This window comes from Psychrobacter urativorans (assembly GCF_904846695.1).
Lineage (GTDB): Bacteria > Pseudomonadota > Gammaproteobacteria > Pseudomonadales > Moraxellaceae > Psychrobacter > Psychrobacter urativorans.
Genome location: NZ_CAJHBR010000006.1, coordinates 41,357 through 55,055 on the forward strand (window position 1 = coordinate 41,357; position 13,699 = coordinate 55,055).

General features: G+C 42.4%; 10 protein-coding genes and 2 riboswitches. Of the genes, 5 read left to right on the top strand and 5 right to left on the bottom strand.

From position 1 onward, the window contains the following. Positions 1-1,437, top strand: coding sequence for an ATP-binding protein (locus JMY09_RS05995; RefSeq protein WP_201622684.1), 1,437 nt, complete (start codon positions 1-3; stop codon positions 1,435-1,437). Positions 1,438-1,519: 82 nt separating this feature from the next. Here the strand turns inward: JMY09_RS05995 and JMY09_RS06000 are convergent, their stop codons facing one another. The 5 genes from JMY09_RS06000 to JMY09_RS06020 all read right to left on the bottom strand — a co-directional run bounded on the left by JMY09_RS06000 (position 1,520) and on the right by JMY09_RS06020 (position 7,028). Then, a complete protein-coding gene (locus JMY09_RS06000) occupies positions 1,520-2,731 on the bottom strand; it encodes a globin domain-containing protein (RefSeq protein ID WP_201622685.1) in 1,212 nt (403 codons plus the stop codon). 488 nt (positions 2,732-3,219) lie between these two features. Further along, positions 3,220-4,470, bottom strand: a complete 1,251-nt coding sequence (locus JMY09_RS06005; protein WP_201622686.1) for a vWA domain-containing protein — start codon at positions 4,468-4,470, stop codon at positions 3,220-3,222. Positions 4,471-4,521: 51 nt separating this feature from the next. Further along, a complete protein-coding gene (locus tag JMY09_RS06010) occupies positions 4,522-5,379 on the bottom strand; it encodes an AAA family ATPase (RefSeq protein WP_201622687.1) in 858 nt (285 codons plus the stop codon). A gap of 308 nt (positions 5,380-5,687) precedes the next feature. Further along, a complete protein-coding gene (locus JMY09_RS14520; protein ID WP_227677195.1) occupies positions 5,688-6,542 on the bottom strand; it encodes a hypothetical protein in 855 nt (284 codons plus the stop codon). A gap of 165 nt (positions 6,543-6,707) precedes the next feature. Further along, positions 6,708-7,028 carry a YcgL domain-containing protein gene (locus JMY09_RS06020; protein ID WP_201622688.1) on the bottom strand — a complete coding sequence of 107 codons (321 nt, stop codon included), beginning with the start codon at positions 7,026-7,028 and terminating at the stop codon, positions 6,708-6,710. Positions 7,029-7,501: 473 nt separating this feature from the next. Beyond that, a riboswitch (glycine riboswitch) is annotated at positions 7,502-7,630 on the top strand. A gap of 56 nt (positions 7,631-7,686) precedes the next feature. Continuing rightward, positions 7,687-7,812: riboswitch (glycine riboswitch) on the top strand. Between the two features lie 170 nt (positions 7,813-7,982). Between JMY09_RS06020 and gcvT the strand changes: the two genes are divergently transcribed. The 4 genes from gcvT to gcvP all read left to right on the top strand — a co-directional run bounded on the left by gcvT (position 7,983) and on the right by gcvP (position 13,649). Further along, positions 7,983-9,143 (top strand): glycine cleavage system aminomethyltransferase GcvT, encoded by a 1,161-nt coding sequence (gcvT, locus tag JMY09_RS06025; RefSeq protein WP_201622689.1) that lies wholly within the window; start codon positions 7,983-7,985, stop codon positions 9,141-9,143. A 159-nt stretch (positions 9,144-9,302) separates the two neighbouring features. Beyond that, positions 9,303-9,683, top strand: a complete 381-nt coding sequence (gene gcvH / locus JMY09_RS06030) for a glycine cleavage system protein GcvH (RefSeq protein ID WP_201622690.1) — start codon at positions 9,303-9,305, stop codon at positions 9,681-9,683. Positions 9,684-9,813: 130 nt separating this feature from the next. Continuing rightward, positions 9,814-10,584, top strand: a complete 771-nt coding sequence (locus tag JMY09_RS06035) for a nitroreductase family protein (protein ID WP_201622691.1) — start codon at positions 9,814-9,816, stop codon at positions 10,582-10,584. 164 nt (positions 10,585-10,748) lie between these two features. After that, positions 10,749-13,649, top strand: a complete 2,901-nt coding sequence (gene gcvP / locus JMY09_RS06040; protein ID WP_201622692.1) for an aminomethyl-transferring glycine dehydrogenase — start codon at positions 10,749-10,751, stop codon at positions 13,647-13,649. The last annotated feature ends 50 nt before the right edge of the window (positions 13,650-13,699 follow it).

The window sequence follows — 13,699 nt, forward strand, 5'->3', positions numbered from 1 at the left end:
ATGACGCCTCTCACTACCGATCGACGCTTATCACTACTATGGCGAACGATCTTATTATTGACAGTCTTTGTGATGATCACGCAGATATTTTTGTATATATGGATACAGCATTCTGTCAGAGGCCATTTTGAGCAAATGGATAGCGAAACTTTGACTCATGCTGCTTTTAACTTACGCCAGCGTATGAGCGCTACTGCACTTGAGCAACCCAGCACCCCTGAACTCGCTAAGCAGACTGTTAATAGTCCGCAGCTAGATCAGCAGCCCCTTGCCAATCCTAAGCTTGATTATGAAGTAAAGACCATCATGGCTAATAAAAGTGGTCAAATCCTCAGCAGCTCACCTACAGGCTTTACCAGTGCCGCTGATAGTGCTTCCCTACAGCACTTATGGCAACGTCAGTTTGACCAGCCTTTTAATCTACGGTTTAATAATCATCATTATCGTGCTCTTATTATTGAACAGGCTGACTACTTAGCGCTGATTGCTCTGCCTATGGATGTCCATCATCAATACCTTATCCAATTCAACCGCCAACTGATCTTTATATTAATCGCTATTACTTTTTTATTAGTATCCGTTGCCGCCTTTAGCGTCCATTTAGGCTTTGCACCGCTAGCGACTTTTAGTTATAAAATGCAGCGCATCAACGCCGAACAGCTCAGCGATAGAATTACCGTCAGCAAGATGCCTAGTGAGTTACGACCATTGGCTGATGCTTATAACGCTATGATGGATAAGCTTGCCCATAATTTTGACTCAATATCACGCTTTTCAGATGATATTGCTCATGAGCTACGCACCCCACTGGCGACTTTGAGTACTCAAACCCAAGTGATGCTCAGTAAGCCTAGAGACAATAGCGAATATGTCGAGCAGCTGCATCATCAACATGACACTTTACATCAGTTATCTGCTCTCATTAATAATATGCTACTGCTAGCTAAGACTCAAAAGGGCCTTTATCGCTCGCAGTTAAATCAGGTTAATACGGCCACTTTACTCACTAAACTGCTCAGTTATTATGAAGTGATAGCAGAAGATAGAGGCATAAATTTTATCAAGAGTAGTAGTTTTCCAGCGCTACTGGGTGATGAAAGTCTGTTGCAGCGCTTATTTGCTAACTTGCTATCCAATGCTATTTATTACGCCGCAGCTGACAGCGTGATTGCTATCGGAGTCGCTGCTACTAGCACAGCGTCCCAGACTAAAATAACTATAAGCAATCAATTAGCTAAGCCGATGACGCAAATAGAAGCTGATAAACTATTCGAACGTTTTTATCGCCATGATAAAGAGAACCTTTGGCATGCTGGCACAGGGCTAGGTTTATCAATTGTGCAGGCTATAGCTGGCGCCCATAATGGCAAGATAAGTATCATAATAAAAGATCAATATACTTTTGCGGTTCATATCACCTTGCCTATAGTTCAGTAATATAACTAGCTTTTCTGCGTGCTTAAATGATAGTTAATCAATCAAAACCGCAACTTACAAGCTAAGCCACTGATTACTAATTTTAGTTAATCTCTAAGCTCATTTTAGGACCAAAAGGCTCGTAGTGAACACTATCAACGCTGTGTTGTAGAGTGGTCAAACCATTGATCATACTTTGCATAAAGGGCATTGATCCGCAAACATAAATATCAGCAGGCTTAGGTAGCGTGGCCAGATAGCTCTCCCCTAATAGCTGCCCCTCTTCGAAATAAAAGATGTTTTTATCTACTTGTTGCGCGCCAGCTAAACAGTTATCGACTTGCGCTTTAAAGCCGTGATGCTGCTCATTTTGACAAGCATATGCCCAAATAATAGGTCGTTGCGGATTGGCCGTTACTTGCGCCTCTAGCATAGCTAATATAGGGGTAATGCCAACACCTGCACTGATCAATACTAGCGGAATTTCATTCTGATGTATCAGCGCTTTATTAAGAGCAAAGTCGCCCGCTGGTGCGGATAACAAAATAGTCTCGCCCACTTGCAGCTCGTCATGCAGATAGTTAGAAACTAAACCTGAGTGCCCATCGCGATTGTCTCTTTTTACCGCAAACTGAATACCTTTTTCAGTGCTCGCTGAGTTTAAAGAATAATGACGCAAAGCTAAATGATCGCTATTTTTAGGATCGGTTTTTACGGTGATATATTGACCCGCTGTTAGAGTTAGTTGACTCAAATCAATGCTTTGGTTATCAAGTTGGTTGCCAGCTTGATTGGCATTTACTGGTAGCACAGTAAAAGCTGCAATATCAGTAGCTACTGCTACTTTTTCAATCACTTTAAAGCTAGCAAAGCCTTGCCACATAGCTTCCTTATACATCCCTTTTTCAAGCTCAATAAACACTCTAGCAATTTCGTCATAAGCCTCTGTCCAAGCCTCAATAATGTCATCGCTCGCCCCTTCACCCAGCACTTGCTTGATAGCGCCGATTAAGTGCTTACCTACAATCGGGTAATGCTCTGGCAAAATCTGCAAAGCCCGATGCTTATGACTGATTTCAGTTACTTGTGGCAATAACACGGCTAAATGCTCAAGATGTTTAGCCGCGGCTAATACCGTCGTTGCTAAAGCGGTCTGTTGGCGACCCAGTTTTTGATTGGTTTTATTAAAAATATCTAATAGCTCAGGATGCTCAACGAACATGTTTTGATAAAACACGCTGGTAATAGCTGTGCCATGCGCCTCAAGTACTGGAACTGTGGCTTTTACGATTGCTATAGTTTCTGCGCTAGCCATTATGTCTCTCTTAGTGGTGGTTGATATTAATAAGTTTAGGTAGTACAGCGAGCGATAGCGACTAGCGTTGCTCAAAGCAATTATGTGCTCAGCCGTAAGACAGCAGCGCCATCATTCTTTATAAGATATATTTAAAATGAATGTTATCATAATTGTGAAATAATACCAATAAAATATCAGTACCCGCTGCTGCTAATGACAGATTTTTCTATTTGATTGGGCCTTAATAATCGCAGAAATATTCAACGAAAGTATTGCAAAATATAGGGAAAATACTACAAAACCAGCGCTCAAAGTCCTTAATAATCGCTATACAGAGATGATAATTAAAATAAAAGATGCTTTATGCTAAATAAAAAAAGCCGCTATGAAGGAGTTCCATAACGACTGCTTGACTGATTTTACTGATTTTACTGATTTTACTGATTTTACTGATTTTGTAAGGATTCAGTGATATCGATTTATAATCAAGGCTTATTGTCTACTTACTACCGCGCTAAATAACTAGTCATATCCTCAACGCCATGCAGCGTCATCGGATACATTTGCTCGTTCATTAAGGTTTTTATCTCCCCAATAGTTTGAGTATAAGACCAATAGCTAGGGTTTTCCGGATTTAGCCACGCTACTTTATCAAAATGGGCTAGTACCCGTTTTAGCCAAACGACACCAGCTTCATTATTCATATACTCAACGCTGCCGCCTACTGAAAACAACTCATAAGGAGACATCGACGCATCACCCACGAATATCACTCGATACTCACGACCATACTTGTTCAATAGCTCAAAGGTTGGCATAGGCGCGCTATGGCGACGGTTATTGTCCTTCCATACATAGTCATAGAGACAATTATGAAAATAGAAAAAATCTAAGGTCTTAAATTCATTCTTAGCGGCTGAAAACAGTTTCTCTAAAGCTTCAACATGCACATCCATACTGCCACCCACATCGAATAGCATTAGCACTTTGACCCGATTACGGCGTTCAGCTTGCATATGAATATCGAGCACACCCTTTTTGGCAGTGCGCTTGATAGTCTCGTGGATATCTAACTCATCAGCACTACCGGTACGGGCAAATTGGCGCAAATTACGTAGCGCCATCTGTATTTGCCGAGTACCGAGTAAACTATCATCATCAAGGTTGCGGTATTTGCGCTGCTCCCACACCTTCACCGCACTACGCTTGCGCGATTCGCCACCGACTCGCACCCCTTCTGGATGATCGCCATAAGACCCGAACGGTGAGCTGCCACCAGTTCCAACCCATTTACTACCGCCTTGATGGCGCTCTTTTTGCTCTTTAAGGCGTTCTTCCAACGCTTTCATCAGCTCCTCAAGCGAGCCGTATTTTTTTAACAGTCGCCGTTGCTCATCAGTTAGATTATTAGGATCAAGCTTAAGATCTAGCCACTCTTGCGGGATATCAGTCAGCTTAGCCATTAGCTCATCGATATCTAAGCTATCAACGCCTTCAAAATAATCCGCCATTGCCCGATCGAACTTATCAAAATGGCGCTCATCTTTGACCATACACAAGCGAATAAGTCGATACATATCCTCACGACTAGCGAAAGCACGTGGCTGCCAATCTTGCTGATCTTGTTGACTTTGCCGCTCACCAACATACGGCTGCATCATCAATCCATGCTCAAGCGCCGCATTGAGATCGAGCAGCTCACGAGTAGTGACGGGCACGCCGTAACTACGCAAGGTATAGAATAGTTTGACAAACATAAAGCACGCCTCCCTTATTAGCGAATGTTCTCAGCAGGCCTATTAGCCTATTTAACGGCGCATCAAATTAGCAAAGCGCTGTAACAGGTTGACATCGGCTTCATTTTTTAGCAGCGCCCCATAAAGTGGTGGAATAGACTTTTCCCCGCGTAAGTTCTCTTCTAGCTCAGCTTGTGCCATATCATCGGCCAATAATAAGGTCAACCAGTCGACTAATTCTGAAGTTGATGGTGGCTTTTTTAGTCCTTGCACATTACGTAATTTGTAAAAGACATCTAAGGCGTCGTTGACCAGTTTTTGTTGGATATTAGGGAAATGCACGTCAATAATTTGACGCATAGTTTGCTCTTCTGGGAAATCAATATAATGGAAGAAACAACGACGTAAAAAAGCATCTGGCAGCTCTTTTTCATTGTTTGAAGTGATAATAACTACCGGACGCTGCTCGGCTGTAATAGTCTCGCCAGTCTCATAGACATAGAATGACATCTTATCGAGCTCGTGCAGTAAGTCATTGGGGAACTCAATATCAGCTTTATCGACCTCATCGATCAATAACACGCTGCGCTGTTCGCTAGTAAAAGCCTCCCACAGCTTACCGGGTTTAATGTAATTACCAATCTCATAAACCTTATCATCACCCATTTGTGAGTCACGCAGACGGGACACCGCATCGTATTCGTATAAGCCTTGTTCAGCTTTAGTCGTTGATTTAATGTGCCAAGTAATTAAGGGCATACCCAAACTGGCGGCGACTTCTTCGGCTAATAAGGTTTTTCCAGTACCAGGCTCACCTTTAATAAGTAACGGCTTTTGCAGCGTCATAGCGGCATTTACCGCCAGTTGCAAGTCATCGGTAGCGATATAACTATCGGTGCCAGTAAAGCTTTTTTTAGCGCTATTAGTCATAGTATCAGTCTCAGTGATTATATTTATTTAATAAATTAACAAGGTATTAGATGCACAGCTGTTAGATTCAAGGCCATTAGATCAAAAACCATCAGATCAATAACAGTTACTAGCGAATAATTTTATAGGGTTGAAGATTAGCACAGCCTATGACAATGCCCAAATACTGATGCGTCTGCGTTTTTGCTAAAGCTCAACATTAGCGCTATAGCCGACTGCTAGCAGATAATAAACAGCCACCCATAAAAAAGACACTATTAAGTGTCTTTTTTATTAATTATTTATTCAAAGTTATGTCTGCGCAGGCTTTACTTACTATCTTCGCCTTTTTTGTCGCTGGGTACTATTGGGTCTTGAACCGGGTTTTTACTATAAAAGCCCTCGACTGGCTTTCTGCTTATCGCTGTATCTCGATTAACCTTTTTAGTGGTTAGCTGGCTATCTGCAAGCTTACTGGCTTTAAGCTTATTAGCATCAGAGTCAATAAACGTTTCAGCGCTAGTAGTTGGGTTAGCACTACTAGCTAGCTTAGAGCTGGCTACTGTTTTGCCAGTATTAGCCTTGTTCTTAAGTATAGCGAACGGTAGCGGTTGCTTAGCTTCTACAGGCTCGACTGCTACTGAGCCATCCTGCGGCAAATAGTTACCACCCGCCAGCTGCATAGTGGCTTGAGTATCAGCCGCAGTATGTTGACGAGCTTTATCCAAACTTGTCTCAAATGCCCCACGGATTAGCTGCCATATAAAGCCCACAAACAAGCCGACTACTAGCACTACTAATATAGGTAAGGCATTACTAATAGCACCGGCAGTATCTTTCATCATGATGGCATATACCACACTGATGCTGGCTGGCGCTATAATACTAGGATCATTGAGCGCCGTACCTGGTGCTAATAACACCGCAAATAGGATCATCCAGCTCATACCACCAAAAGGTCGTGGCAACATTCTAGCCACTAATACCCAAAGTAAAAGTACCAAAATCGCCCCACCAAGATAAGCATACATCGGCAAATCAGCTGGCGGGACGCCTTTGACCATTTGGCTCCACCAAATGACAATCTCACCAAGAATGTCACTGATTTTCTCTAATGGTAAACTATTTAAAATGCTTTTTAACCAATCCATGCGTGTTTGACTACCTGCGTTTATAAGTGGCATAGCACAATGCTATAGCAATGACCCTAGCGTATGCATGCACAATAAGCCGCTAGTTTATCACGACTTTATGCCAAAATGCATACCTTACCCTTAGCAACAGCGCTTTTTTTATCTATAAACGCCGCTTATTATGTTAACTCTCTACTCACAACCCTAATGTTTTTATCAGTCATAAATATTGTCTTGAGCTTCACGTGCTCTGAGTTCCGCTTGCTTGCGCATAACGTCTTGTGGCGGCAGCTGAACAAAATACCCTTGAGACTTAAGCTTGGCGAGCACTTCTTCTTTATCGACGCGCGCCAGTTTTTCTGTGGCTGCTAAATCCAAATGCATCACAAACTTACTGACTCCTAAACCTTTACGAAAGTCTTTAGGAACCACGCTGAGCCAATCCTTGATCTCATCAGTATCATCAGGATAGCCAGGGCGAGCGATATAAATGTACATATCATCATGCTTGGGGAATTTGTAAATATCACAATGCATAAAATAGACCTATAAGGTAAAAAGGATTACAACCAATAAATAAACGTTAAATACGTTAATGGATACTACTAGCCTAGCATAACTTATTTTATTCTCAATAGTAGCTTTGCGTATTAGCAGCGGGCTGGCAATCTGTAACCACCGCTTTATTGTCAAATTAGTGTCAAATTAGTGTCAAAGCAGAGGCCGTTACTAATATTAATAGTTAAAAAAACTTCTAAACTTGCCAGCCATAGCCAATTGACCGTTAGAGAACTAATAAGGCTACCAGCAGTAGTATTAGCTTATTATCTAACTCAGCATTGTATTGTACAATGCCCTCAAAATTATACGCTAAGCTTTTGTTAGAGGGTAGCGACTAGAGTTATAAGAGTTCTGCCAACCAAAAACAATACTAGGGTGCGTTTTTACCAAATTTATTGACTTTAATCCCTTTAGTAGCTTGTAAAATAGTTATGAACCTTTCATAATAATAGCGTTTCTCAGGAGAGAGTTTTATAACCAAAGGCGACATTTACTAATGTGGCTTAATAATGCTTATAAAACCACCGAAGGCGCATCTACCCTGCCAATCGCTCAGGTAAAAGGACTGAAAAACACATGCCGTAAGTTTTAATTGATGCTGTTATTTTTTAATAGCTGTCATTGCAGCTTAAGGCATAACAAATCTGGAGAGCGGTAAAGATCTATATCCTTACCCACCGAAGGGGAGAAAACGCGACATCCTATAGCTTATAGCGATGCTCGTGTTGAAAATCTCAGGTCACAGGACAGATAGGGCTATTGCTCAATCAGACATTTTTGGTCTTTTTGGCTTGCAGCTTTGTTGTGTGCGCCACCTTTTGTGGTAATAATGCCCTTTGTATTATTACTTCTCGTTACTTTATAGCCACTGTCTACCTTGCTATTATTGCTTATTAATTAGCATCGACAGTGTCTACACAAGGATTTGTTATGACCGATATCTCTTCTCAAGCTCCTCAACGCACTCCTCTATATCAGTCTCACATCGATAGCGATGCCAAATTAGTAGACTTTTCAGGTTGGGAATTACCAATCAATTACGGTTCACAAATCGAAGAACACGAAGCTGTTCGTACTGATGCTGGGATGTTCGACGTCTCACATATGGTCATAGTTGATGTTAAAGGTGCAGACAGCAAGGCATGGCTACAAAAGCTGCTAGCTAATGATGTCAATAAACTAAAAATCGTTGGTAAAGCTTTATACTCGCCTATGCTTAATGGACAAGGCGGCATCATCGATGACTTAATTGTTTACTTATCAAACAGCGAAGAGACGGCTTACCGTATCGTTTCAAACGCTGCAACTCATGACAAAGATATTGCACAGTTCCATAAAGTCGCTGAAGGCTTCGACGTTGAGCTAACTGAACGTACTGAGTTAGCTATGCTAGCGGTTCAAGGCCCTAATGCTGTTGCAAAACTGATCCAAGCTAAGCCAAGTTGGGCGGATACTTTAGCAAAAATAACGCCTTTTGTTGGTGCTGACTTGACTGATATTGAAGGTAGCGATTGGTTCGTGGCACGCACCGGCTATACTGGTGAAGATGGCGTCGAAGTCATTATGCATGCTGATAATGCTCCTGCTTTTTTTGAGCAGCTTAAAGCTGTAGGTATCAAGCCTGCCGGTCTTGGCGCGCGTGATACTTTGCGTATGGAAGCTGGCATGAACTTATACGGTCACGATATGGATGAAACCATCAGCCCGTACGAGTGTAATATGGGCTGGACGCTAGCCTTAAAAGATGAGCGCGACTTCATTGGTCGTGAAGCATTGGTCATAAAGCGCGAGCAAGCTAAAGAAGACAACACCGCTATGAAGCAAGTCGGCTTGTTATTGACTACTCGTGGTGTAATACGCGAAGGTATGGCAGTGTCTATCAATCAAGGTACTGACAATGAGCAAACGGGTATTATCACTAGTGGTACTTTTTCGCCAACTCTAAAAAACTCTATCGCTATAGCTCGTGTTCCTATGAGCCTATCCGATGAAGATAATGTGCAAATTGACTTACGTGGTAAAGGTAAGTTTGTAGACGTCCGTGTCCTAAAGCTACCTTTTGTGCGTAATGGTGAACAACAATTTAGTTAATTTTTATTTCGTATTGGCTAGGTTCAACCAATAGTATTTGTTTAGCGGTTAAGTAGACTTTTACCCTACCTTGTTCTATTAACCGCTGCTATTAACGGGTTATTTGTAATTGTTAATTTTTCAAATGTTTTTTAAAAACTATCCTTAAAGGAGCACTTTATGAGCAACGTCCCAGCAGAACTAAAATATATTGCTAGCCACGAATGGTTACGTTTAGAAGACGACGGTACTATCACTGTTGGTATTACTGATCACGCCCAAGACTTACTTGGTGACGTAGTATTCGTTGAGTTACCAGATGTTGGCGATATCATCGCCGTTGATGACGAAATTTCAGTGGTTGAATCTGTTAAAGCTGCCTCTGACGTTTATGCTCCACTCTCTGGTGAAGTTGTCGCTATTAACGAAAGTTTAGAAGATGATCCTGAAATCATCAACTCTGACCCGTATGGCGAAGGTTGGTTCTTTAGAATGAAGCCTGACAATATGGCCGACTATGAAGCCTTATTAAGTGCTGAAGAATACGAAAGCGAGCTATAAGCTTTTGCTCACTGCCCTATCTTTTTGACTCATAGCTATTCGCAGATACTAGCGTCAGTTGGTATCTGTCACCATCTCGTCTTATCCCCTATTATTTATCATCTAACGTTATCTTGTTCTGGAGTCACTCATGAAACCAGCTGATACCACCGACCATATTGATTCAACTGATATGGCGACACCTACTTATACTCCACAATTACAAGCATTCCAGCAAGTGGTAGAGTCACGTCGCTCAGTGCGTCGCTTTACTGACACCCCTATCCCTGATGCGGTGTTGGCTGATTGTTTGCGCTTAGCTATGTTAGCGCCCAACTCAAGCAATTTGCAGCCTTGGGAATTCTATGTGATTGATAGCGCTGCTAAGCGTGAATTAGCGGTAAAAAACTGCATGGGTCAAAACGCTGCCAAGACCGCAGCACGTCTGATTGCAGTAGTCGCTCGTACTGATAATTGGCATGAACATGCGCAGCAAGTTTTGCGTGAATATCCTATTCAGCCTGTACCCAAAAAAGTTAAAAGCTACTACACTCAAGCAGTCACTATGGACTTTATACGTGGACCAGTAAACGCTCTATCTGTCGCCAAATGGAGTGCCGCGCAAGTGTTTAGACGAGTTAAAGGCCCAATAAAATCGCCTTATTATACTTTTGATGATGTCAAAAACTGGGCGACCAATAACACTGCTCTTGGCGCCGAAAACTTGATGTTAGCCTTACGTGCTCATGGTTTTGATAGCTGTCCTATGGGCGGTTTTGATGAGCCTGCGATGAAGGATCTGTTGAACTTGAGCGATGGCCATCATATCGTGATGATGATAGGTGCTGGTGAACGGGCAGATAATGGCATTTATCACTCACAGTTTCGCTTCGATCAGCAGCAGCTTGTACACTACGTTTAACGCATAACGGTTAAAGTTCAACGCTTAAGCTTTAATGAGTAAAGCTCAGCATTATTTTTAGGCTAATAGTTATCAGTTTTATAAGCTTTTTATCTGTTTTCATTACTTTTTATCTATTTTTATTATATGTATAGCTTGTATTGTAAAAGCTAACAAGGACTATTATGACTACCTCGCAAACTCCTACCTTTGATACTTTTGAAGGTTTGTTTAATGAAGCAGAATTTGTCTATCGTCATCTAGGCTCTAATGACACTAAGCAAGCTGATTTGCTTAGTGCTATCGGTTATGATGACATGGCTACTTTTATCAATGATACGGTGCCAGAAGCGGTACGTTTGCATAAAGATTTAAAGCTACCAGTAGCTATGAGTGAGCATGCTGCTCTTGCCAAATTACGCTTAATGGCAGACAAGATCACCGTTAATAAGAGCTATATCGGACAAGGCTATTCGCCAGTACGCATGCCAGCAGTTATTCAGCGCAACGTGTTAGAAAATCCAGGTTGGTACACAGCTTATACGCCTTACCAAGCAGAAATTGCCCAAGGTCGCCTAGAAGCTTTGCTTAACTTCCAACAAGTTTGTATTGATCTAACTGGTCTTGAACTTGCTGGTTCCTCGTTACTTGATGAAGCAACCGCCGCTGCTGAAGCTATGGCGATGTCAAAACGCATGAGCAAAAGCAAATCCACGCAATACTTCGTTGATGATCGGGTTTATCCACAAACCTTAGACGTTATCCGCACTCGTGCTAAGTACTTCGGTTTTGAAGTGGTAGTAGGTGATTTTGAGCTGGCTAAATCTGGTGATTACTTCGGTGCGTTGTTCCAGTATGTTGGCCGTGAAGGTGATGTTAAAGATTTAACTGAGGTTATCAGCGCTGTCAAAGCTAACAAAACTTATACTTCAGTAGTTAGTGACATCATGAGCTTAGTATTGCTCAAGTCTCCTGCTGATATGGGTGCAGATGTGGCTTTAGGTAGTACTCAGCGTTTCGGTATCCCTATGGGTTACGGTGGTCCACACGCCGCTTATTTTGCTTTTTCTGATAAAGCCAAACGCTCAGCACCTGGTCGTATCATTGGGGTATCAAAAGACGCGCAAGGCAACACTGCCCTACGTATGGCGCTACAAACTCGTGAGCAACATATCCGCCGCGAAAAAGCCAACTCCAACATCTGTACCTCGCAAGTATTGCTAGCTAACTTAGCGGGTATGTATGCAGTCTATCATGGCCCAACTGGGGTTAAGCGCATTGCCACCCGTATCCATGCCTTTGCTACGGCTTTCGCTGAAGTGATCAAAACGGGTAATGGTGATAACCAACTTAGCGTAGTCCATGACCAATTCTTCGATACGGTATTGGTAGATTGTGGTTCAGAAAAACTAGCTACCCAGATCTTTGAAAATGCTGATAACGTTGGCTATAACTTATGGCGTCTAGGCGATACTCAGCTTTCTGTCTCTTTTAGTGAAATTAGCGATCAGCAAGACTTTGCGGTACTAACCCAACTGTTCGTTAGCAAGTCACATGACTTACCTACCGCCGCTAGCGTTTCATTAGACCGTGCTCATTTACGTACTGATGATATCTTAAGCCATCCGGTATTTAACTCGCATCATACTGAGCATGAAATGCTGCGTTACTTAAAGTCTTTAGAAGATAAAGATTTGGCGATGAACCGTAGTATGATCGCTTTGGGTAGCTGTACTATGAAGCTTAATGCTACTAGTGAGATGATCCCTATTACGTGGCCTGAATTTGCTAATGTGCATCCGTTTGCCCCGCTTAGCCAAATGACTGGTTACATTGAGATGATCGATAGCTTACAAGAGCAGCTCAAAGCCATCACTGGTTTTGATGATGTGTCTATGCAGCCCAACTCTGGTGCTTCTGGTGAGTATGCTGGTATCTTAGCTATTCGTCGCTATCATGAGTCACGTAACGAAGAAAATCGTGATGTCTGCCTAATACCGCAGTCAGCGCATGGTACTAACCCTGCCACTGCTATTATGATGGGCATGAAAGTTGTCGTCGTGAGTACTGATGATAATGGTAATATCGATATTGATGATTTGACTGCTAAGTGTGAAGAGCATAGTGCAAATCTTGGCGCTTTAATGATCACTTACCCATCCACTCATGGGGTGTTTGAGGAAGGCATTCGCAAGATTTGTGACCTTATTCATAATCATGGCGGTCAAGTCTATATGGATGGTGCCAATATGAATGCTCAGGTTGCGATCATGCAACCCGCTGATGTCGGCGCTGATGTTTTGCACATGAACTTGCACAAAACTTTCTGTATTCCGCATGGTGGTGGTGGTCCAGGTATGGGTCCTATCGGTATGCAAGCGCATTTGGCACCGTTTATGGCTGACCATACGCTTATTCCTGTACATAACGCTCAAAGAGGCAGCTCGGCAGTATCAGCCGCCCCTTATGGTTCAGCAAGTATCTTACCGATTTCATGGATGTATATTGCCATGATGGGCCGTGATGGTTTACTAAAAGCGACTAACCTCGCCTTATTGAACGCCAACTATGTCGCTGATAAGCTCAAAGGCAGTTATCCTATTCTTTATACGGGTAAAAGCGGCCGCGTAGCTCACGAATGTATCATCGATATTCGTCCGTTAAAAGAAGCCACTGGTATCAGTGAAAGCGATATTGCTAAGCGCTTGATGGATTATGGTTTCCATGCGCCAACGATGAGCTTCCCAGTATCAGGTACCTTGATGATTGAGCCTACTGAGTCTGAATCAAAAGAAGAGTTAGATCGCTTTATTGATGCGCTAATTACTATCCGTGCTGAAGCTGAAAAAGTCAAATCTGGTGATGAGGGTTGGACTTTAGAAGACAATCCATTGGTTAACGCCCCGCATACTGCTGCTATGATTACTGATGGTGAGTGGTCACATCCGTATAGCCGTGAAGTTGCTGCTTTCCCATTAGCTTATGTACGCGAGCATAAATTCTGGCCAAGTGTGGCTCGTATTGATGACGCTTATGGCGATAAAAACTTGATGTGTTCTTGCCCAGCTATCGAAAACTATATGTAAGCGGTTATCCTAGATCCTAGCAATAATCCTCTTTATTTAATAACAAAAAC

Coding starts and splice junctions, on each gene's coding strand:
- JMY09_RS06005 (WP_201622686.1), bottom strand. CDS start 4,470: ATGTTTGTCAAACTATTCTATACCTTGCGTAGTTACGGCGTGCCCGTC.
- JMY09_RS06000 (WP_201622685.1), bottom strand. CDS start 2,731: ATGGCTAGCGCAGAAACTATAGCAATCGTAAAAGCCACAGTTCCAGTA.
- gcvP (WP_201622692.1), top strand. CDS start 10,749: ATGACTACCTCGCAAACTCCTACCTTTGATACTTTTGAAGGTTTGTTT.
- gcvH (WP_201622690.1), top strand. CDS start 9,303: ATGAGCAACGTCCCAGCAGAACTAAAATATATTGCTAGCCACGAATGG.
- gcvT (WP_201622689.1), top strand. CDS start 7,983: ATGACCGATATCTCTTCTCAAGCTCCTCAACGCACTCCTCTATATCAG.
- JMY09_RS06010 (WP_201622687.1), bottom strand. CDS start 5,379: ATGACTAATAGCGCTAAAAAAAGCTTTACTGGCACCGATAGTTATATC.
- JMY09_RS06020 (WP_201622688.1), bottom strand. CDS start 7,028: ATGCATTGTGATATTTACAAATTCCCCAAGCATGATGATATGTACATT.
- JMY09_RS14520 (WP_227677195.1), bottom strand. CDS start 6,542: ATGCCACTTATAAACGCAGGTAGTCAAACACGCATGGATTGGTTAAAA.
- JMY09_RS06035 (WP_201622691.1), top strand. CDS start 9,814: ATGAAACCAGCTGATACCACCGACCATATTGATTCAACTGATATGGCG.
- JMY09_RS05995 (WP_201622684.1), top strand. CDS start 1: ATGACGCCTCTCACTACCGATCGACGCTTATCACTACTATGGCGAACG.